Consider the following 20,197-nt stretch of genomic DNA (forward strand, 5'->3'; position numbering starts at 1 on the left):
TAATCCATTTGGGCTTAAATAAAAGTTGATCATTTTTTCTAATCTATTGTAATTCAGCTTATTTTTTTATATTTATGATATGAAAAGAACCCTTTGCCTGGTTATGACATGCTTGCTTGCAATGACTGTCGCCAGTGCCTAAACTGGTTGGGTGGATCATAAAGCTGACGAACGCATTTCGGTAAAATTTCCCTCAGACACGGCGGAAGTGGTTGCAGGTACATTTGCCGCCAAAGACAAGGATGATATAGCATATCTATTGACAGTTATGGATTTTGTCCAAGTTGCCAATGTTGACTCTGTTGCTCTCGCCCCCATAAAAAACACGCCGGAATTTACGGCACAACTGAAGGTTGGAATGGCCCAAAGCCTGCCTGACGTAACTTTTGATGATTTCAAGATCGGCACGTGGAAGGGATTCTCCAGTTATACTTCAACTGGCGTCGACTCGAAAAAACAGGTTTATGATATGTTTATGGTGCTTATTGGTAATAAACTATACAGTTTATCAACCATAAGACCCGATGGTTCCCCGACAGAAGGCTGGGACAGTTTTTTTAATTCGGTTATTTTGCAATAACACCTGGTAGGCTCATAATTTTATTTCAATTTTCAGAAGTGGCGTACACCGATGTTCACAAACTATTCATAAAAGGAGTGGCTGCTGACGAATCTGTCAGATTTTAGATAATTCAGCTAAAACGTAAAACATATCGAAAAAGAGCAACGTAAAAGCTAATGCTGTAAAACCCTATCACGGTAGTAAGTAAACATCCCGGCAACGCGAGAGGCCGGGATTTACTATTTTGTAGCAGATTGCAATAAAAATGGCGATAAGTAAGACCCATCGCCACAATGATTTGTTTTTTAAACCGTAATTATAAGCCGAAAGCTTCCTTTACCTTATCTACATAGTCCAGCTTTTCCCAAGTGAACAATTCCACTTCCCGCTTCAGCGTCTGACCATCGTGCCCTGTGAAATATTTGGTAACAGTTTCATTGGGCCTTCCAAAGTGTCCATAAGCAGCAGTTTCGCTGTATATAGGGTTGCGTAATTTAAAACGCGTCTCAATGGCGTATGGCGTCATGTTGAATATGGACTCAACTTTTTTCGCGATCTCACCATCATGGAGATCAACCGAGGCCGTGCCATAGGTATTTACGTAAATTCCCATCGGTTTTGCTACACCTATGGCATATGATACCTGCACAAGTGCTTCGCTGCAAACCCCGGCAGCAACCAGGTTTTTAGCAATATGACGTGTAGCATAAGCAGCAGAGCGGTCAACTTTTGAAGGGTCTTTTCCCGAAAATGCACCGCCACCATGCGCGCCTTTACCTCCATAGGTATCTACGATGATTTTACGGCCGGTTAACCCGGTGTCGCCGTGTGGACCGCCTATGACGAATTTACCGGTAGGATTGATATGGTATTTGATGTTATCGTTAAAAAAATGGGCGTATTTTGCATATTTGGCTTTAACCCTTGGGATTAGGATACCAATGATATCGTCGCTGATTTTCTTCAGCATGGCCTGTTCTTCGTCGAAATCGTCATGCTGAGTTGATATCACAATAGCGTCAATACGTGTGGGCTGATTGTTATCGCTATATTCCAATGTTACCTGCGATTTTGCATCGGGGCGAAGATATTTGATCTCGTTATTTTCCCGGCGGATAGCTGCCAGTTCAATCAATAACGCATGAGCGATATCCAATGCGAGTGGCATGTAATTGTCTGTTTCACTGGTGGCATAGCCAAACATCATACCCTGATCGCCGGCACCTTGTTCTTCTTTCGCAGAGCGGTCAACCCCCTGGTTAATGTCGGGCGATTGTTCGTGAATGGCAGAAAGTACACCGCATGAACTGCCGTCAAACATATAATCGCCTTTCGTGTAGCCTATCTTGTTGATAACTTCACGCGCTATTTTTTGCACGTCCAGATAGGCTTTCGATTTCACTTCGCCTGCCAATATTACCTGGCCTGTTGTTACGAGCGTTTCGCATGCTACTTTTGAGTCCGCATCAAATGCTAAAAAATTATCAATAAGCGCGTCCGATATTTGGTCTGCAACTTTATCCGGATGTCCTTCTGAAACGGATTCTGATGTAAATAAGTAAGGCATAAATGTTTTTCGTTAATGTTTTAAATTAAAAAATGAAAGCAATTTATACGGATCGCGGGTGAAAAAAGAGGCACGGTTTTAGCACTTTTTTACGTGGTTGCAATCCAGTCACGCCTCCTTGTGCAATAATTGGGCCGTAACATCAAATCAGTCCACTTTCAGTGAGCAAAAATAAAACAATTTTTCACAAAGCCGAAAATAGGGCTACTTTTGACGGCTAAAATTACAATTGCTTGAAAAGTAAAGCTTTATTTATAATTAACCCGATCTCGGGAGGTAAGAAGAAGGACCAGGTGCCGTCGTTGATAGAGAAAAACCTCGATACCAGCCTTTTCGAGCCCACTATTGTTTTTACGAACAGAGCCTTCCATGGTAGTAAGCTTGCTAAGAATGGTGTAGGGGAATACGAATACATCATTGCTGTTGGCGGTGATGGTACAATTAACGAGATCGCCTCATCCATCGCCGGAACGGAAGCTGTACTGGGTATTATCCCCTTTGGGTCGGGTAACGGGTTGTCGCGTTTTTTGGAAATACCTATGGATACGGAAAAAGCCATCAGGAACCTGAACGCAAAACATGTGGAGGCTATAGATGCAGGTAAGCTGAACAGGCAATGGTTTTTTAATATGGCGGGCATGGGTTTTGACGCGCATATTGCTGAAGTATTTTCGCATGACAAGACCCGTGGTTTTGGCGCTTATATCAGGTCGTCCTTCCGCGAGATAAATAGTTACAAAGGAGAGCATTATCAACTGGAAATAGATGGGATAAAATATGAACGGGAGGCTTTTATGCTCAGTTTAGCCAATTCTTCCCAATACGGTAATAACGCCCATGTATCGCCCCATGCCTCGGTACAGGACGGTCTGCTGGATGTGTGTATAATTAAACATTTTCCATTATATAAATTTCCGGCGATGGGGATCAGGATGTTTAACAAAACGGCTGATAAGTCGAAATACGTAGAGATCATCAGGGGGAAGCATATCGTTATAAAACGAGCGCAGGATGGTCCGGTTCACCTCGACGGGGAGCCACAAATAATGGGCGCCGACCTGGAAATAAATGTCGAGCCGGGAGCGTTAAAAATTATTACGGGGGAACATTTTAAATCAGCTTGAATTTAGACGGACTGGAACGCCAATTACCATTGACCAATGACTGGAAAAAAGAAATTGAATGACTTTTCCGGGATCGTGTTTTCAACCGATCCTGATTATCAATATAATGGTGATACAGGCTATGCCGCTTCAACATTGCCGCCTCAACAGCAAAACCTTAAAATTTACCTCGACCGGAAAGGTGGTGGAAAAGTGGTTACCCGTGTTGCCGATTTTGTAGGTAAAGATGCCGACCTTGAGGCTATCGGGAAACAGCTCAAAACAAAGTGTGGGGTGGGCGGTTCGGTTAAAAATGGGGAAATTTTGATACAGGGCGACTTCCGCGACAGGATATTAACCCTGCTCCAGGCAGATGGGTATAAAGCAAAAAAGGCTGGAGGTTAGTGTAACAATAATTTCCTATACACTATCTTAAATAACTGTATTTCAAATATTTATATATAGTGTATTTTTTACATATTGTAAAAAAATTATTAAAATTTTCTTGTTTCGCTTGCTTTAAAGTCGGATTTTTGCACCAACCAATTTAACCGATTTAACGGAATCGCCATGATTTAAACAAAAAATGACAGCAATGTTCATGGTAAGTTCGTTACCGTAAAAAGCAAATTATTCAAATGAGAAGTGTTACTAACAGAACACCTGATCTGGCGTACCTGCGCCTGGATCGGGCGAAGAATGTTTTTTTTCAATTATCGCCGGCCCGGTTGGTGGAGGAAGCATTAAAAAGAAATGAAGGTGTGCTTGCCGAAAATGGAGCATTGGCCGTTGACACCGGTGAATTTACAGGCCGGTCGCCAAAGGACAGGTTTATCGTGGATGATATTATAACACACGGAGCAGTATGGTGGGGAGATATTAATATTCCATTTAGTCGCGAAAAATTTGATGCCTTATATAATAAGGTATCAGACTATCTTGCTGAACGCGACATATTTGTGCGCGATTCATCAGTATGTGCCAATGAGAAATACCACATGGATGTGCGGGTTGTTACCGAAACTGCCTATCAAAATCTTTTTGCTCATCATTTATTCAGACGGCCCGATGTGATCGATCCTTCGGGTAGTCCTGAATGGACGGTTATCGCAGCCCCTGGTTTCAAAGCCGATGCTGCAACAGATGGCACCCGGCAGCATAATTTTTCCATTATCAATTTCAGCCGGAAAATCATATTGATAGGAGGTACAGGTTATACAGGCGAAATTAAAAAAGGCATTTTTTCGGTGCTTAACTTCATCCTCCCCCACGACAAGAAGGTGTTGTCCATGCATTGTTCGGCCAATGTGGGTGACAGGGGTGATACTGCGATATTTTTTGGATTGTCGGGCACGGGAAAAACAACCCTTTCGGCCGACCCGGAACGCAGCCTTATCGGTGACGACGAGCACGGCTGGAGTGACTATACCGTATTCAATATAGAAGGCGGCTGCTACGCCAAATGTGTCGGGCTTACCCGCGAAAGGGAGCCACAGATATATAACGCCATCCGCTTTGGTTCGCTGCTGGAGAATATAAATTTTATGCCGGGTACGCGCATAGTCAATTTTGCCGATATAGATAAGACAGAAAACACCCGTGTTGCATACCCTTTATACGATGTTGAAAACGCCGTGACGCCATCGCTTGGATCGTCGCCGAAAAATATTTTTCTGCTTACGGCCGATGCATTCGGTATTTTGCCGCCGATAGCTAAACTGACAAATGCCCAGGCCATGTATTATTTCATCTCGGGTTATACGGCTAAAGTTGCAGGTACCGAAACGGGTATATCTGAGCCCAAAGCGACCTTTTCGCCATGTTTCGGTGAGGCGTTTTTACCACTGAATCCCGTTGTATATGCCAGCCTGCTCGGCAAAAAGCTGGAGCAGCATAACGTGAATGTTTGGTTGGTAAATACCGGCTGGACAGGGGGGGCGTACGGTACCGGCAAGCGAATGAAGCTTAAATATACCCGGTCCATGATAACCGCCGCAATAAACGGAGAACTTGACAGCGTGCATTACCAGGAGCACCCACAGTTTAACCTTCAGATGCCCGTTACTTGCCCCGGTGTGCCCGAACACATGCTCAATCCACGAAATACCTGGGCCGACCGTGAGGCGTACGATGACAAAGCCTGCCACCTGGCCAACGAGTTTGCGCGAAATTTTGAAAAGTATGCCGGGCGCTGTGACACACAGGTAATTAGCGCCGGGCCGTCGGTTTGTGTATCAGTGTAGTTACAGTTTTAATTGGTTTTTTATTGGTGATTGCTTGCGATTTAAGAAAAATTTATTTTTCATTGTAAAAAATTGTCTGTAGTAAAGGCAATTTTTTTGTTTTATAACGTTGGTACATTTACGCTTTATAAGCGAAAACCAACTTTTGCATTAAATAATTATAAAGAATAGCATAAAAAGTTTTTTTATATCATTAAAATTCTAATTTTGTTATCCGCTTTTCGCACAGCACATTAATTAACATTATTATAAACAAAAACTAAACAAAAAACTAAAAGTAATGGCAACCGCACCAACAAAACCAACTACTCCAGTAAAGAAAGAAAGCTCCGGAGCATCAAGTATGTTCGCTTTATTAGCGATTCCTATCTGTCTCCTTGTCGGCATTGCAATTTTCGTCTTTATCCTGGGCGATCCGAGCCACTACGCGGGAGGTGACGTAGAGCACGCACAAAAAATGGACGTTTTCGGCACAGTACACAGAGGGGGCTACCTGGTTCCTGTCATCATGTCATTCGTTTTGATGGTAATCGTTTTCTCTATCGAGCGGGCTATCGTTATCAGCAAGGCAGCAGGTACAGGCAGTGTCGATACCTTTGTACGTAAGATCACTTCTTTGCTTAATGCAGGTAACATCGACGGCGCAAACGCTGAATGCGACAAACAAAAAGGTTCAGTTGCCAATGTTATCAAAGCCGGTCTGAAAAAATACCGCGAAATGGAAGTTGATGATCACCTGACCGTTGATCAGAAAACCCTGGCGATCCAAAAAGAAATTGAAGAAGCAACAGCTTTGGAAATGCCAATGCTTGAGCAAAACCTAACCATCATTGCAACATTGGTATCTATCGGTACATTGTTCGGTCTGTTAGGTACTGTATTGGGTATGATCAAGGCCTTCGCTACGCTGGCAGCATCTGGCGCTCCTAATACTTCCGAACTGTCAACCAGTATCTCTGAAGCGTTGATCAATACAGCTTTGGGTATTTCGACATCTGCTTCATCGATTATTTTGTACAACTTCTTTACGTCAAAAATTGATAAGCTGACCTACGCTATCGACGAGACTGGTTTCAGCATTGTACAAACATTTGGCGCTTCACACGCAGCAAAAAGATAAAAATACTTTAGTGCTTATTTTTCCGTTATAAGGTTTACCTAAACGGAGATGTTCAGAATCAATTAAAACACTAATTTATTTTTTAAATTTTTCAAATCATGGCGAGGATAAAAGTTCCCAGGAAAAGCACGGCAATGGATATGACGGCTATGTGCGACGTAGCCTTCCTTTTGCTTACCTTTTTCATATTAACAGCAAAATTGAGGACGGAAGATCCGCTGCACGTGGATATACCGGCTTCAACTGTTACGCAGGTTGTGCCTGATGACAACCTTTCTACACTCACCGTTGGCCAGGGTAAAGTATTCTTCGGTATCGAGGGTACAGACATTCGTAAAGCGTTATTGGAGGAAATGGGAAAGCAATATAAAATCCCCTTTACCCCCGAAGAAGAGCAGCGTTTTTCGGTGATCCCTACATTCGGCGTGCCGATGAGCCAATTAAGGCAATATATTAACTTAGACGAGGAGCAGCGTAAAACCTTTCCGGCTCCGGGAATACCGGTTGACAGCACCGCGAACAGCGAACTGGCAACCTGGATATACCAGGCCCGTATTGTAACCCGTAACCTGAAAAACCTGGAGTTGCGTTTTGCAATCAAAGGCAATGCAAAGGACGAGTACCCTGCTTACAAAAGTGTGGTAGACGTTTTACAAAAGCAGGGAGTTAACAGATTTAGTTTAATCACATCGCTTAAAGGTAAATAGACATGGCAGAATTAGATACCTCCGGTGGGGGGAAACATAAAGGCGGGAAGATAAGAAGTAAGAAAGCTTCGACACGTATTGACCTTACGGCAATGGTTGACCTGGCTTTCCTGCTGATCACATTCTTCATCATGACCACCACTTTGGCCAAGCCAAAGGCGATGGATATGGTTATGCCCGACAAAAGTAAGAAGGATGTGCAATTGCCTGTACCTGAAACCAGGACGATGACTGTTTTGCTTGGAAGCAATAACAAATTGGAATGGTACATTGGTGCACCGGGAAAATCGGCCCCAACGGTTGATAATTTCGGAAAGGATGGCATCCGCAAAACATTGATAGAACAAAACAAGAAGATCGAGGAAACACACCAGGGGCCGGACAACTACATGATCGTACTGGTAAAACCAAGTGATAAATCGACTTATAAGGATTTTGTGAACATGATGGATGAGATCAATATTGCAGGTATTAAAAGTATGGGCGTAGTAGATATTACGCCGATTGAGATCGGATTATTGAAGAAAGACGGCCTGTACTAAGAAATTATAATTAACGTTTAAAATTAAAGCTTTAAAACATGTTAGGACAAAAATTAGATATTTTAAAGCAGGAATGGATAGATGTTGTCTTTACCGACAGAAACAAAAACTATGGCGCTTACGAGCTAAGGAAGCAAAATGGTAGTAACACCAGCAAAGCTCTTTTAATTGGCGTGCTGTCGTTTGTTTTTGTTATTTCATTGCCAACAATTATCAACCTTATTGCGGGTTTTATACCCAAAAAAGAGGAAAAGGTGAAAATCGTTCCTGTGGTGCTTCAGCCACCACCCCCGGTAAATAAACAAAAACCACCACCACCGCCGCCCGAGCCGCCAAAGCCGAAGGTTGACCAGGTGAAATTCCCGCCTCCGGTGGTTAAGCCTGATAACGAGGTTAAGGAACAGCCGCCAACGGTAAAAGAACTGGAGGTTGCCGACCCAGGCCAAAAAAACATTAAGGGTGACCCTAACGCCGACATCAAGATCGATGAGCCGGTAGGTAACTCAGATGTGAAACAGGTTACCGAGGAAGACCCGAATAAGATATTTACCGCTGTGGAGCAAGAACCGACACCTGCCGGTGGTATGGCGGCATTCTACAAATATCTTGGCAATAACATTCGGTACCCTGCGGTTGCTAAAGAAAACAACGTACAGGGAAAGGTATTTATGCAGTTCGTTGTTGAGAAAGACGGCTCGCTTACCGATGTAAAAGTAATACGAGGTATCGGCAGCGGTTGCGACCAGGAAGCAGTACGTGTATTGCAAAATGCCCCTAAATGGAGACCGGGGATACAAAATGGTCGCCCTGTTCGTGTACAGTATAACGTGCCGATCAGTTTTACATTACAGCAAGAAGATCAGTAAGATCAATGCCTTATAAATTTTCACTTAAGCAGAAATCGCCCCAAAAGCGGTTTCTGTTTATTTTAGGCTTAGTCACATTTATTGCCTGTTTTGCCCTGGGCCTGATGATACTGGTTTGGGAAAAACTGATCAGCATGCTTAACATGCCGGCTGGAGAGAGGATAACATTAGCATCCTTACTTTTGATCTACAGTGTGATACGTTTTTTACGTTTTTTTAAAGTGGAACCGGATGAGGAGTAATTTGTCACTGCTACTTTTTGGAGTTGTTTTTTTATCAGCATTTAGCGCCTGTAAAAGGGCAACGCCTGCCAAAAATTATAATGATACATATACTTCGGGGTCATTGCAGTTCGTTTCGGACGATTCATTCGAGCCGATCGTCGCCCAGGAGTTGTATGTTTTCAAAAATGATAACCCCGATGCAAATCCGATCCCTATTTATAAATCGGAAAACGAAGCCGTAAAGCTTTTACTTGCTGACAGTGTAAGATTTGCATTGTTGTCAAGAGATTTGACGCCGGACGAGAAAAGTGTCATAACGCAGCATAACCTCCCTACGGTGACTACCAAATTTGCCAGCGACGCTATTGCGATCATCGTTAATGAGAGTTCGGCTGATACCGCGACATCAGTTACGGAAATAAAGAAAATGTTGCGCGGGGAAGCAAACACAGACAGGAGCATTGTTTTTGATAACCCAAATTCGAGTTTGGTACGTTATCTGAAGCAGCTCTCGGGCCAAAACGAGTTCAAGCAAAAAAATATATATGCTTTAAAATCGAATAAAGAGGTAATAGAATACGTTAGTAAGAATCCGGGCGCAATAGGGATCACCGGCTTTAGCTGGCTCGATGACCCGGATGCCGATTACGCAGATGCCGCAAAAAAAGTAAGGATCCTTGCGGTGAAAGATGAGAATAGCAAAACACCAAACCAATATTACAAGCCATCGCAAACAACTTTATTTCTAAAACAATATCCGTTGCAACGTAGTTTATACGTTGTTAATTGCACAGGTAGAAAAGGCCTGGGCATGGGTCTTGAACTTTTTATTGCAGGAGATAAGGGTCAGCGTATAATACTTAGATCGGGGCTTTTGCCCGCAATACTGCCCGAACGGGAAATAAGCATACATAGTAACAAATTTTAAATTATTATATAGCGATTACAATCTGAACTAAACTTTGAACGATTTTGAATATCAATAGTATAATTGTTTAGGTCAATTAAGAAAAACAAACTACGATGAAGATTATCAAAAAAATAGCTGTAGCCGGGTTAGGCTTGTTATTCACAGGCTCATCAGTTTTTGCCCAAAGCCTTGCTGATGCAAAGAAAGCGATTGGCGCTGAACAATATCAGAAAGCCAAATCGATGCTGAAGAACCTGACGGTTACCGAGCCTACCAAGGACGAGAACTATTTTTACCTGGGTTGGGTATACCTGAAACAAGATTATCCCGATTCAGCAAAAGCACTTTTCCAGAAGGGATTGAATATCAATCCTAAATCGGCGCTTAATTATGCTGGTTTGGGTACAGTGGCCCGTTTGGATAAGGATCAGTCGGGCGCATCAACAGACTTTTCCCAGGCTATTTCCCTTGCAGGTAAAGACAGTAAGCCTTACGTATACATTGCGAAGGGTTATTTACTGCCCGACCAAAACGGAAAGGTAACACCCGCTGAGGCAACTGCTGCACTTGATGTATTAAATAAAGGCGCTGTTGCGAGTGCCGAAAAATCAAAAAAAGATAAACATGCCGAACCAGCGCCAACAGATCCTGAGCTATTTATGACCAGGGGCGAGGCAAACCGATTGTTGCTAAAAAGCAATGACGCTTATACTGATTTCTCAACGGCGCAAACGCTTGACCCGCAATCACCTGCTACGTATGTAGCGTTAGGGGTACTGTGGAAATATGCAGATAATTTTGACGGTGCCGAAGAGCAGTTTAAACAGGCATTAACGAAAGATCCTAATTATGGTCCGGCTTACCGCGAATGGGCGGAAACAGACTATCGCTGGGCTCACACTGTACCGGCCAAAGCTTCGGAAAAGATCAAAGAGGCCGTTGACCATTACAAAAAATATTTGAGCTTAACCGATAACTCGGTTGAATCGCAAATGCGTTATGCCGACTTCCTGATCAATGCCGGTGATTACCAGACTTTGCAACAGGTAGCAACGGATCTTACCAAATCGGCCGGCACAAACTTGCGCGTGTATCGTTATTTAATGTACGCAGCTGCGGAAAACAAAGATTATCCAGCAGGCCTTCAAGCTGGAACTACATGGATGACCAAAGCGGATCCCAAGCGTTTAATACCACGCGACTATCTATATTACGGACGTATACAAATTGCGAGTGGCCAGGATTCTGTAGGTATTGCTACATTACGTAAAGCACTTACTTTGGATTCGTCTGCTACAGACGTTTATGGTGAAATTGCCAATACCTTATGGTCTAAGAGAAAATACGGGCAAGCTGGCGACGCTTATGCGGTTTTCATTGAAAAAGGAGGCCGCCAGGTTACTTTAAATGATTATTTGAAAGAAGGTATCAGCTATTATTTTTCGGTAAATCCAAATAAGCCGGATACTACTGTTTTGAATAAAGCTGACTCAGCATTAAGCTATATTCAGCATAAAGCTTCTACTCCGCCGCCGATCGTTATACTTTATCGTGCCCGTGTAAACGACTTAAAGGACGGTGACCGTAACAATATCAAAGGTTTGGCGAAACCGTATTACGAGCAATTTATAACAGCAATGAGCGCCAAGGCTACACCAAGCGATGACGAAAAGAGGGGATTGATTGATGCATACGATTACCTGGGAAGCTATTATGAATTTAAAGAAAAGGACCAGGCCAAAGCCGCGGAGAACTATACCAAGGCAAAGGAGCTTGACCCAACCAATAAACAGGCTACGGAGTACTTTAAACGTAAAGGCGGAGCGAAAAGCAAATAACGTTTGTCTGATTAAAACATTAAAAGCCCCTAAAGGGGCTTTTTTATTACCCATGCGTTAGTATATTTGCACCATGGAAGTACAAAGTTTGCCTGTAAATTTTTTGCCCATCATCTTCCAGATGATAGTGGCTGTAGGGTTTGTGGTTACCACCATGTTTTTTACCCATAAACTTGGGCCTAAGCGTAAAACCAGTGATAAACTGGCGACATTTGAGTCGGGTATCGAGGTTATAGGAAACGCCCGCACCCCTATGTCCATCAAATATTTCCTGGTAGCGATCCTGTTCGTTTTATTCGATGTGGAAGTGATATTTATGTATCCCTGGGCTGTCAATTTCAAAGAATTAGGCAGGCAGGGCATGATCGAGATGTTCATTTTTATGGGAACACTTTTACTGGGCTTTATTTACGTAATTAAAAAGGGCGCACTGGATTGGGATTAAGTTTAGATTGATTCTAAATACGTTGACCCGCCGTCTTGGTGTATTTTTTACAAGGTTAATTGTTGTAAATTTGTGAGGTTATTTGCATAGCAAGTGACATTATTTATTTAAAAAAGATGAGTGATATTCAAATCGTTGACGCGCCGCCTGGCGTAGAAGGTGCAGGATTTTTCGCCACATCAATTGATAAGGTAATGGGTTTGGCGCGCTCTTATTCATTGTGGCCGCTACCCTTTGCAACCTCCTGCTGTGGTATCGAATTTATGGCTACCATGTCTCCCCACTACGATTTGGCAAGATTTGGTGCAGAGCGTTTAAGTTTTTCTCCCCGCCAGGCCGACCTGCTGATGGTGATGGGTACAATATCAAAAAAGATGGGTCCTGTTTTAAGGCAGGTATATTTGCAAATGGCCGAACCGCGCTGGGTATTATCCATGGGTGCTTGTGCCTGCAGTGGTGGCATTTTTGATACCTATTCGGTATTACAGGGAATTGATGAGATAATACCGGTAGATGTATATATCCCCGGTTGTCCCCCAAGACCAGAAGCTGTAATAGATGGCTTTATGCAGATACAGAAATTGGTGCAAACGGAATCATTGCGCAGAAGGGATACCCCTGAATACCAGAAATTATTGGCATCATACGGCATACAATAATGGGCAAAATAACCAACGAAGAACTACTGACCAGTATTAAGGCCAAATTTGAGGCTGATGTAACGGAAATCTCCGAACCTTTTGGTCTGCTGACCTTCGAGACCAGCCGCGAAAAGGTAATTGAGCTGCTTACTTTTTTAAAGACCGATCCTAAGCTGCAGTTCATATACTTATCAGATCTTACAGGTATCCATTATCCTGAACGTGAAAAGCCGATAGGTGTGATCTATCATCTCCATAGCCTGGTAAACAATGTACGTGTTCGCATAAAAGTGTTTGTTGCCGATAGCGATGTACACGTGCCCACCGCTACGGTGCTTTGGAACGGCGCTAACTGGATGGAACGTGAAACCTATGATTTTTTCGGTGTGATATTCGACGGCCACCCTGATCTGCGCAGGATATTGAACGTAGATGACATGACGGTTTTCCCGATGCGGAAAGAATTCCCGCTTGAGGACCCGAACCGTGTTGATAAACGAGATTACTTTTTTGGAAGATAGAAGATGAAGACGCATCTGCTTTTGGATGATAATGATCCGCAAACCGAGCTTTCCACGCTCAACTTAGGGCCCACACACCCTGCCACTCATGGTGTGTTCCAAAACGTGCTGCAGTTGGATGGCGAACGTATTGTAAGCGGCGTATCAACCATAGGCTATATACACCGTGCATTTGAAAAAATTGCCGAACACCGGCCTTTTTACCAAATAACACCGCTTACCGACAGGATGAACTACTGCTCGTCGCCAATCAATAATATGGGTTGGCACATGACGGTGGAAAAACTGCTGGGTATCCAAACCCCGAAAAGGGTGGATTATATGCGCATCATCATTATGGAACTGGCGCGCATCGCCGATCACCTGATCTGCAACAGCGTACTGGGTGTTGATACAGGTGCAACTGCGGGCTTTTTCTACGTGATGGAATACCGCGAAGCCATTTATGAAATATATGAAGAGATATGTGGCTCGCGCCTAACAACAAATATCGGCCGCATAGGCGGTTTTGAGCGAAATTTCAACCATATCGCTTTTGCAAAACTGCGTAAGTTTTTGAAAAACTTTCCCCCGGTATTAAGGGAGTTTGAAGCATTGCTTACCCGTAACCGCATATTTATAGACCGTACCCGTGATGTTGCCGCAGTTACCCAGGAGGACGCCTTAAATTACAGCTGGAGTGGACCGATATTGCGCGCTACGGGTGTTGATTATGACGTTCGGGCCATGGAGCCTTATTGCTCTTATGACGATTTGGAGTTCGAGGTTCCTGTAGGCAGCAATGGCGACGTTTACAACCGCTTTTTAGTGCGTAATGCCGAAATGTGGCAGAGCCTGCGCATGATAGAGCAATCATTGGCTAAAATAGAGAAGGAGCCATCGGATATTTTCCATGCCGATGTACCTGAGTTCTACCTGCCGTCAAAAGAAGAAGTGTATAACAACATGGAAGCGCTTATCTATCATTTTAAAATAGTGATGGGAGAGATAGATACACCGCGTGCCGAAGTTTACCACGCTGTTGAAGGCGGAAATGGGGAAATTGGATTTTACCTGGTAAATGACGGCGGGCGTTCGCCGTACCGTTTACACTTCCGCAGGCCAAGCTTCATCAATTATTCGATGTATGCGCCAATGAGCCGTGGCATGCTGCTTTCAGATGCGATAATTAATATGAGTAGTTTAAATGTTATAGCCGGAGAATTAGATGCTTAAAGTAGAAGATACAGGCGCTCCGGTTGAATTTTCACCGGCTTTGGTAAAACAGTTTGATGAAATTGTAAGCCGTTATCCAAAGGGAAAACAAAAATCAGGTTTGCTGCCGATACTGCATTTGGTGCAGGCCGAATATGGCTGGCTCAGCTCACCTGCAATGGACAAAGTGGCCGAATACCTCAATCTGCAACCTATTGAAGTGTACGAAGTAGCTACTTTTTATACCATGTACTTTATGCGCCCGCAGGGCAAATATGTGCTGGAGGTATGCCGTACTGGTCCCTGTTGTTTGGTAGGCGCCGAAAAGATAATGGACCACATCGAAGAGAAACTCGGAGTAAAAGAAGGTGAAGTAACACCGGATGGGTTATTCAGTTGGAGAGGTGTAGAATGCCTGGCTGCCTGCGGTTTCGGACCGGTATTACAAATAGGCCCTGAATATACATTTTATGAGAACCTAACCAATGAATCGGTTGATAAATTGATCGGTGATCTGAAAGCAAAGGCGAACAATTAAAAAAAACGTCACCTGGAAAATATATTACGACATAGGTACATTAACATGAGCAGGACAAGTCTCATTATAGCGGATACCTTATTTGTTATCGTGCTGGCGGTTTCTTACCAGCGCGGCGACTTGCAGGAGTATCCGGTGATACTGGTTCCGTTGCTTATTGCAGCATTCGCAACCTGCGTTATCAGGCATGTTAATTATTACCATATAACCAAAAAGATATTTTAATAGCAATGGGACGCAAATTATTATTAGAACATATCAACGTACCCGGCATCAATACCTTTGATGTTTACCGCAAAAAAGGTGGCTACGCCTCGGTTGAAAAGGCGCTTAAAACGCTTACCCCGGATGCTATAGTGGAGGAAGTGAAGAGGTCGGGCTTGCGTGGCCGCGGCGGTGCCGGTTTCCCTACCGGTATGAAATGGAGCTTCCTGGCAAAACCCGAAGGGGTGGCCCGTTACCTGGTATGTAATGCGGACGAATCGGAGCCGGGCACTTTCAAGGACCGCTATTTGATGACGTATATCCCTCACTTATTAATAGAGGGGATGATCGTTTCCAGTTTTGCGCTGGGCGCCAATACATCATACATCTATGTTCGCGGCGAGATGATGCCGCAGATACGCATACTTGAAAGAGCTATCGCGGAAGCAAAAAACGCTGGATTTTTAGGCAAAAATATATTAGGCACCGGTTACGATCTGGAACTGTACGTTCAGCCGGGTGGCGGCGCCTACATTTGCGGAGAAGAAACGGCTTTACTGGAATCACTGGAAGGTAAACGCGGTAACCCGCGTATTAAGCCACCTTTCCCTGCAATTGCGGGTTTGTATGGCTGTCCAACGGTGGTTAACAATGTTGAATCAATTGCGGCTGTAGTACCAATCATCAATGATGGTGGTGAAGAGTATGCTAAAATAGGTATCGGTCGTAGCACGGGCACCAAACTGATCTCAGCTGGTGGAAATGTGAAGAAACCTGGAGTATATGAGATAGATCTTGGCTTATCGTGCGAAGAATTCCTTTACTCTGATGAATATTGCGGCGGTATCGCCAACGGTAAACGGCTTAAGGCTGTTGTAGCCGGCGGCTCATCTGTTCCTATTGTTCCTGCCAATCTTTTCCTGAAAACCATCAACAACGAACCACGCCTGATGAGCTACGAGTCATTGGCTGATGGCGGATTTGTGAGTGGCACCATGATGGGTTCAGGTGGATTTATCGCTTTTGACGAAGATCAGTGTATTGTTCGCAATACCTGGAACTTTACCAGGTTTTATCATCACGAAAGCTGCGGACAATGTTCGCCTTGCCGCGAGGGAACGGGATGGATGGAGAAAGTATTACATCGCCTGGAATATGGTCATGGCAAAATGAGTGATATGGACCTGTTGGTTGATGTATCGAAGAAGATTGAAGGAAATACGATTTGCCCGCTGGGTGACGCGGCAGCCTGGCCGGTAGCCAGCGCTATACGCCATTTCAGGGACGAATTTGAATGGCATGTTACCCATGCTTCGGAAGCAACAACAAGAAATTACGGGTTGGCGCATTACGCCGATCCATTGCCGAAGAAGGAAGAGACAGCGGCGTAGCTTATAAATTATGTCATTGCGATGAGGAACGACGAAGCAAACCCGTCGCTTGCATTGAAGAACATAGAGATTGACTTTTGAATTAGATAATGAAAGTAACAATAGACGGTATTCCCGTTGAGGTAGAACCCGGAACATCCATCCTTAATGCTGCAAGGCAGATAGGTGGTGATATTGTTCCGCCTGCCATGTGCTATTATTCCAAATTGCAAGGCAGCGGCGGTAAATGCCGTACCTGTTTGGTGAAAGTTAGCAAAGGCTCGGAAAAGGACCCGCGCCCTATGCCTAAGCTGGTGGCATCGTGCCGCACAACGGTAATGGATGGTATGGAAGTACAAAACCTGACATCGCCTGAAGTGATAGAAGCACGTAAAGGTGTGGTAGAGATGTTATTGATCAACCACCCTCTGGATTGCCCGATATGCGACCAGGCCGGTGAATGCGATCTGCAAAACCTTGGCTTTGAACATGGCGCAGCCAAAACCCGCTACGAATTTGACAGACGCACGTTCCATAAGATCGATATTGGCGATAAAATACAGTTGCACATGACGCGCTGCATTTTGTGCTACCGTTGTGTGTTTACTGCAGATCAGATCACAGATCACCGTATTCATGGGATATTGAACCGTGGCGATCATTCTGAAATATCTACTTATATCCAGGCTGCTGTTGACAATGATTTCTCGGGAAATGTTATCGACGTTTGCCCGGTTGGTGCGTTAACCGACAAGACCTTCCGCTTTAAAAACCGCGTTTGGTTTACCAAGCCTGTTGAGGCACATCGTGATTGCGATCATGAAAAATGCAATGGCAAGGTAACCCTTTGGTATAAAGGCGAAGACGTACTGCGTGTGACTGCACGTAAGGATGTTTACGGCGAGGTAGAAGAATTTATCTGCAATACCTGCCGGTTCGATAAAAAGAAAACTAGCGACTGGGTTATCGAAGGGCCGCGCAAAGTGGCTAACTGGTCGGTACAAAGTGCCAATCACTACGAAATGCTGCACCCGCTGCCGGTTGTTAAAACCAACCCGCTTTTGCAGGAAGCAAACAAGGAACAATTTGAAAGGGAGACACGTTTATAATGGGAACGACTGATATATTGATAAAATTCGGCCTGATTGTGATCATATTCCTGATCAGCCTCCTGATTGCGATGTATTCAACCTATGCCGAGCGTAAAATAGCTGCGTTTCTGCAGGATAGGGTAGGCCCTAACCGGGCAGGACCATTCGGTATATTACAACCATTGGCCGACGGGGCAAAGATGTTTATGAAGGAGGAGATCATCCCCACCACATCTAACGGGTTCCTGTTCATCGTTGGCCCATCATTGGCAATCATGACGGCTTGTATAGGTTCAGCCGTTATCCCCTGGGGCGAAACTTTGGTGATAGGAGGCCACAGGATACCGCTGCAGGTGACCGATATCAACGTAGGTGTACTATACATTTTCGGCGTGGTATCGTTGGGTGTGTATGGCATTATGATAGGCGGCTGGGCATCGAACAATAAATATTCGTTATTGGGCGCTATACGAGCGGCATCGCAAAATATCAGCTATGAGATTGCTATGGGTTTGTCCATCATCGCTTTACTGATGACCACAGGTACATTGAGCCTTAAGGAAATAGCGGCGCAGCAGCATGGGTGGCACTGGAACATTGTTTATCAGCCTTTGGGCTTTTTGATATTCATCGTTTGCGCTTTCGCCGAAACCAACCGTGCGCCGTTCGATTTGCCTGAGTGCGAAACAGAACTGATAGGCGGTTACCATACCGAATATTCATCCATGAAGCTTGGCTTTTACCTGTTCGCCGAATACATTAATATGTTTATATCATCGGCGGTGATGGCGACGCTTTATTTCGGGGGTTACAATTTTCCTTATATGCACAGTTTAGGTTTCTCCGAAAATGTGATTACGATATTGGGTGTTGCAGCGCTATTCATCAAGATATTCTTCTTTATCTTCTTTTTCATGTGGGTGCGCTGGACCTTGCCGCGTTTCCGTTATGATCAGCTGATGGACCTTGGATGGAAAACCTTGATACCGCTGGCTATAGCCAACATAGTGATAACGGGTATAGTGATGACTTTTATAAAGTAAAGGAGCAAATAGAATGGAATCATTAACCGGAAAACGGAAAATAATAGAATCAAAGCCCCTTAACTTTTGGGAGCGTATTTATCTGCCAGCTATACTGCGTGGTCTGTCGATCACGATAAAGCACTTTTTCAGGAAAGATGTGACCGTACGTTATCCGGAACAAAAACGTGAGTTTTCTGAAAATTTCCGTGGCATGCATTCGCTGAAACGCGATGAACATGGCCGGGAGCGCTGCACAGCTTGTGGTTTGTGCGCTTTATCGTGCCCCGCTGAAGCTATTACCATGATCTCGGCCGAGCGTCAGCCAGGCGAAGAGAACCTGTACCGCGAAGAAAAATACGCTGCCGTTTATGAAATCAATATGTTGCGTTGCATTTTCTGTGGGCTATGCGAAGAGGCTTGCCCGAAGGAAGCGATCTATCTTGATGGCGACATTGTTCCGTCGGATTACCTGCGGAAGGATTTTATATATGGTAAGGATAAATTAGTGGAGGCGCCCTTAAATCAATAAAAGAAGTTTATAACTTTGCCTCACTTTTGGGACAGGGTTATATTGTAAATAATAGAAATGAGTATATTTTACTTTATCGCATTTTTGTCCATACTGTTCGCAGTACTGGTTATATCTGCAAAAAACCCTGTGCATAGTATCCTTTACCTGATATTAACCTTCTTCACTTTCACCATTCAATACGTATTGCTTAATGCCCAGTTTCTGGCTATCGTAAACTTTATCGTTTACATGGGAGCCATCCTGGTATTGTTTTTATACACGCTGATGCTCATCAACCTGAATAAGGATGCCGAACCTGTGAAATCGAACATGGTGAAGATAGCCGCAGTTTTAGGCGGCGGATGTTTGATGGTTGTCATCATAGCGGCACTAAGGCAGGTGGGTATAGCAGAGCCGGTTGTACTTAAAAACCCGGACCTGGGCCTGGTGAAGAACCTCGGTAAGGTATTATTTAACGAATTTTTATTGCCATTTGAGATATCGTCGCTGCTGTTGCTTTCGGCAATGGTGGGAGCGGTGCTATTGGCTACACGTGATAAAAAAACCACTGCGTAATGGAAAGTTTTTTTAATGCCGTAAAAACGGTACCACTCAATCATTACATCATTTTAAGCGCTATCATTTTTTCGATAGGTGTTATCGGTGTATTGATCCGCAGGAATGCCATCATCATTTTTATGTCGGTTGAACTGATGCTGAATGCTGTAAACCTGTTACTTACTGCCTTTTCGGTTTACCACGGCGACCCGAACGGACAGGTTTTCGTGTTTTTCATTATGGCGCTGGCAGCAGCTGAAGTGGCCGTAGGGTTAGCCATCATCGTAATGATCTACCGCAATACCAACTCGGTGGATATCAATGTGCTGAACAGGTTGAAGTGGTGATCTGAGTTCGGATTTCGGAAGTCGGAATTTGAAGTGGTTTTAAAATGAAATTAAAGGCGTCAAACGTTTA

General features: G+C 44.1%; 24 protein-coding genes. 23 read left to right on the forward strand and 1 reads right to left on the reverse strand.

Going from position 1 to position 20,197, the window contains the following annotated elements; translation table 11 throughout:
• Positions 1 to 151 precede the first annotated feature (151 nt).
• The gene (locus tag VL525_RS11250) at positions 152 to 580 is read left to right on the forward strand and encodes a hypothetical protein (protein WP_325386510.1); all 429 of its coding nucleotides are present in this window, start codon (positions 152 to 154) and stop codon (positions 578 to 580) included.
• A gap of 298 nt (positions 581 to 878) precedes the next feature.
• Here VL525_RS11250 and metK read toward each other — a convergent pair whose 3' ends face one another.
• Positions 879 to 2,129: a methionine adenosyltransferase gene (gene metK, locus VL525_RS11255; RefSeq protein WP_325386512.1), complete on the reverse strand. Its 1,251-nt coding sequence runs from the start codon at positions 2,127 to 2,129 to the stop codon at positions 879 to 881.
• Positions 2,130 to 2,362: 233 nt separating this feature from the next.
• Here metK and VL525_RS11260 point away from each other — a divergent pair, with 233 nt between their 5' ends.
• The 22 genes from VL525_RS11260 (at position 2,363) to nuoK (ending at position 20,127) form a co-directional block, all read left to right on the forward strand.
• Positions 2,363 to 3,253, forward strand: coding sequence for a diacylglycerol kinase family protein (locus VL525_RS11260; RefSeq protein ID WP_325386514.1), 891 nt, complete (start codon positions 2,363 to 2,365; stop codon positions 3,251 to 3,253).
• Positions 3,254 to 3,289: 36 nt separating this feature from the next.
• The gene (locus VL525_RS11265) at positions 3,290 to 3,637 is read left to right on the forward strand and encodes a translation initiation factor (protein ID WP_325386516.1); all 348 of its coding nucleotides are present in this window, start codon (positions 3,290 to 3,292) and stop codon (positions 3,635 to 3,637) included.
• A gap of 233 nt (positions 3,638 to 3,870) precedes the next feature.
• Positions 3,871 to 5,475 (forward strand): phosphoenolpyruvate carboxykinase (ATP), encoded by a 1,605-nt coding sequence (gene pckA / locus VL525_RS11270; RefSeq protein WP_325386518.1) that lies wholly within the window; start codon positions 3,871 to 3,873, stop codon positions 5,473 to 5,475.
• A 280-nt stretch (positions 5,476 to 5,755) separates the two neighbouring features.
• Positions 5,756 to 6,595 (forward strand): MotA/TolQ/ExbB proton channel family protein, encoded by an 840-nt coding sequence (locus VL525_RS11275; protein ID WP_147029765.1) that lies wholly within the window; start codon positions 5,756 to 5,758, stop codon positions 6,593 to 6,595.
• A gap of 98 nt (positions 6,596 to 6,693) precedes the next feature.
• Entirely contained in the window at positions 6,694 to 7,302 is a 609-nt protein-coding gene (locus VL525_RS11280) for a biopolymer transporter ExbD (RefSeq protein ID WP_325386520.1), read from the forward strand.
• A 2-nt stretch (positions 7,303 to 7,304) separates the two neighbouring features.
• Positions 7,305 to 7,844: a biopolymer transporter ExbD gene (locus tag VL525_RS11285; RefSeq protein WP_325386522.1), complete on the forward strand. Its 540-nt coding sequence runs from the start codon at positions 7,305 to 7,307 to the stop codon at positions 7,842 to 7,844.
• A 38-nt stretch (positions 7,845 to 7,882) separates the two neighbouring features.
• The gene (locus tag VL525_RS11290) at positions 7,883 to 8,710 is read left to right on the forward strand and encodes a TonB family protein (RefSeq protein ID WP_325386524.1); all 828 of its coding nucleotides are present in this window, start codon (positions 7,883 to 7,885) and stop codon (positions 8,708 to 8,710) included.
• A gap of 5 nt (positions 8,711 to 8,715) precedes the next feature.
• A complete protein-coding gene (locus tag VL525_RS11295; protein WP_325386526.1) occupies positions 8,716 to 8,952 on the forward strand; it encodes a hypothetical protein in 237 nt (78 codons plus the stop codon).
• Positions 8,942 to 9,862: a substrate-binding domain-containing protein gene (locus VL525_RS11300; RefSeq protein ID WP_325386528.1), complete on the forward strand. Its 921-nt coding sequence runs from the start codon at positions 8,942 to 8,944 to the stop codon at positions 9,860 to 9,862. The genes VL525_RS11295 and VL525_RS11300 overlap by 11 nt, the downstream gene beginning before the upstream one ends.
• Positions 9,863 to 9,957: 95 nt before the next feature.
• A complete protein-coding gene (locus tag VL525_RS11305; RefSeq protein WP_325386530.1) occupies positions 9,958 to 11,682 on the forward strand; it encodes a hypothetical protein in 1,725 nt (574 codons plus the stop codon).
• A 73-nt stretch (positions 11,683 to 11,755) separates the two neighbouring features.
• Positions 11,756 to 12,127, forward strand: a complete 372-nt coding sequence (locus VL525_RS11310; protein WP_325386532.1) for an NADH-quinone oxidoreductase subunit A — start codon at positions 11,756 to 11,758, stop codon at positions 12,125 to 12,127.
• A gap of 116 nt (positions 12,128 to 12,243) precedes the next feature.
• Positions 12,244 to 12,786, forward strand: a complete 543-nt coding sequence (locus VL525_RS11315; protein ID WP_325386533.1) for an NADH-quinone oxidoreductase subunit B — start codon at positions 12,244 to 12,246, stop codon at positions 12,784 to 12,786.
• Positions 12,786 to 13,289 (forward strand): NADH-quinone oxidoreductase subunit C, encoded by a 504-nt coding sequence (locus VL525_RS11320; protein WP_325386535.1) that lies wholly within the window; start codon positions 12,786 to 12,788, stop codon positions 13,287 to 13,289. Before VL525_RS11315 ends, VL525_RS11320 begins: the two co-directional genes overlap by 1 nt.
• Before the next feature lie 3 nt (positions 13,290 to 13,292).
• Positions 13,293 to 14,504: an NADH-quinone oxidoreductase subunit D gene (locus VL525_RS11325; RefSeq protein ID WP_325386537.1), complete on the forward strand. Its 1,212-nt coding sequence runs from the start codon at positions 13,293 to 13,295 to the stop codon at positions 14,502 to 14,504.
• Complete coding sequence (locus VL525_RS11330; protein ID WP_325386539.1) at positions 14,497 to 15,021, forward strand: NAD(P)H-dependent oxidoreductase subunit E; 525 nt, start codon at positions 14,497 to 14,499, stop codon at positions 15,019 to 15,021. Before VL525_RS11325 ends, VL525_RS11330 begins: the two co-directional genes overlap by 8 nt.
• 45 nt (positions 15,022 to 15,066) lie before the next feature.
• Entirely contained in the window at positions 15,067 to 15,246 is a 180-nt protein-coding gene (locus tag VL525_RS11335) for a hypothetical protein (protein WP_147029753.1), read from the forward strand.
• A 5-nt stretch (positions 15,247 to 15,251) separates the two neighbouring features.
• Positions 15,252 to 16,616, forward strand: coding sequence for an NADH-quinone oxidoreductase subunit NuoF (nuoF, locus tag VL525_RS11340; RefSeq protein ID WP_325386542.1), 1,365 nt, complete (start codon positions 15,252 to 15,254; stop codon positions 16,614 to 16,616).
• A gap of 89 nt (positions 16,617 to 16,705) precedes the next feature.
• A complete protein-coding gene (locus tag VL525_RS11345) occupies positions 16,706 to 17,704 on the forward strand; it encodes a 2Fe-2S iron-sulfur cluster-binding protein (RefSeq protein ID WP_325386544.1) in 999 nt (332 codons plus the stop codon).
• Positions 17,704 to 18,729 carry an NADH-quinone oxidoreductase subunit NuoH gene (gene nuoH / locus VL525_RS11350; protein WP_325386546.1) on the forward strand — a complete coding sequence of 342 codons (1,026 nt, stop codon included), beginning with the start codon at positions 17,704 to 17,706 and terminating at the stop codon, positions 18,727 to 18,729. Before VL525_RS11345 ends, nuoH begins: the two co-directional genes overlap by 1 nt.
• Positions 18,730 to 18,742: 13 nt before the next feature.
• Positions 18,743 to 19,240 (forward strand): NADH-quinone oxidoreductase subunit I, encoded by a 498-nt coding sequence (locus VL525_RS11355; RefSeq protein WP_325386549.1) that lies wholly within the window; start codon positions 18,743 to 18,745, stop codon positions 19,238 to 19,240.
• A gap of 57 nt (positions 19,241 to 19,297) precedes the next feature.
• On the forward strand, positions 19,298 to 19,798 hold the full coding sequence (locus VL525_RS11360) for an NADH-quinone oxidoreductase subunit J (protein ID WP_325386551.1): 501 nt from the start codon (positions 19,298 to 19,300) through the stop codon (positions 19,796 to 19,798).
• Entirely contained in the window at positions 19,798 to 20,127 is a 330-nt protein-coding gene (nuoK, locus tag VL525_RS11365; protein ID WP_147029747.1) for an NADH-quinone oxidoreductase subunit NuoK, read from the forward strand. Before VL525_RS11360 ends, nuoK begins: the two co-directional genes overlap by 1 nt.
• Positions 20,128 to 20,197 lie beyond the last annotated feature (70 nt).

This window comes from Mucilaginibacter sp., from assembly GCF_035492695.1.
Taxonomy (GTDB): Bacteria; Bacteroidota; Bacteroidia; order Sphingobacteriales; family Sphingobacteriaceae; genus Mucilaginibacter.